The following is a 1,143-nucleotide window of genomic DNA, read 5'->3' as shown; positions in this document are numbered from 1 at the left end:
TTTTTAGGCATAAGAAAAGCACCCTGCGCAAAGCAGAGTGCTGATGTGGATATATGAAAACCGCCCTTCGCGGGGTGCGAGGAGCGGTCAAGGGTTATTTTCGTGTCAAAGCAGTTCTTCCAGTACGGTGTCAAGCCCGAAACGTTTTACGTCAATATCCCGAACAGTCAACTCGTTTTTGATAGTGTCGAGTATTTCATAATATGCAAGCTTTTTGCCCTCGTTGAACTGCGATTCTTCGGTACTTTGCGCCGCGTCCTTTGCATTGTCCAAGACCCTTGAAATAATAAATTCAAGTTCAGATTCTGTAAGCTTATTCATCGTGATCTCCTCTTTTCTTTAGCTCTGTAACTCTGTTCTGAATAGATTCATCAAAATTTGATATTTCCTTCTTCCAGTGCTTTATTAGACCTTCTTTCTTACGGTCGTCAAAGCTATCCCAGTCAGGACAGTGTTCATATGGGTTGCTGATATATTCTTCATGCTCTTTTATACGCCTTTTATAATTGCGGATAGCGCGTTTTAAGGAATTTGATTCTTGTCTTTCAATATCTTTCTCAGAAAAATACTGCATATCGACCTTTACGCCTTTATCCATTATACCACTTTTCCCCGCAATGTCAAGTCTTTGCGGCTTTTTCATGCCCGCAATCAACATTCGCTCCCGCTCTTCGGCTGAAATGGTCGGCTTCTTGAAACCTATCTGCTTCATGCGCTCCCGCTCTTCGGCGGGCAGCTCGCGCGAGGTCTTGCTCCACACGTCCTGCGCCTTCCTGCCATTGGTGTACGTCACGGTGCAGGTGCAGTTGTCGTGGCGGCGGTAAACGTCCTTTGGCACTTCTTCGGGGTAGCGGTATTTGCCCGCGAGAGCCGCGCACCATTTGCAGCACCCGCCGTGGTCGCTGCGGATAATAAAGCATTCCAGCCCCACTTCACTGCGATATTTCACGTTAGTTTCAACGTAATCATCGTAAAAACTTCGCGTGATGTTCTCGGTCGTTGATGTCATTCGGCGTACCATTTTTTCTTCGCTGATGTCGGGCGCAGAAGCCGCTCCCGCTACCGCCTGCACGCGCTCTGCGGGGTAGGGCGCACGCTGCGGCTCGATGTTTATTCCCATCTTGCGGTCAAGCGCACGCTGGC

General features: G+C 48.6%; 2 protein-coding genes. Both read right to left on the bottom strand.

Translation table 11 applies throughout. The features are described from left to right. Positions 1-105: 105 nt before the first annotated feature. Positions 106-321, bottom strand: a complete 216-nt coding sequence (locus LI114_RS13530; protein WP_227221105.1) for a transposase — start codon at positions 319-321, stop codon at positions 106-108. Then, on the bottom strand, positions 314-1,143 hold an 830-nt coding region (locus LI114_RS13525), incomplete at its 5' end, for a hypothetical protein (protein ID WP_227221104.1). The genes LI114_RS13525 and LI114_RS13530, both read right to left, overlap by 8 nt.

It is taken from the genome of Ruminococcus sp. 210702-SL.1.03, from assembly GCF_020559915.1.
GTDB lineage: Bacteria > Bacillota > Clostridia > Oscillospirales > Ruminococcaceae > YE71.
This window is presented reverse-complemented; position numbering and strand designations above follow the sequence as displayed.

Coding starts and splice junctions, on each gene's coding strand:
- LI114_RS13530 (WP_227221105.1), bottom strand. CDS start 321: ATGAATAAGCTTACAGAATCTGAACTTGAATTTATTATTTCAAGGGTC.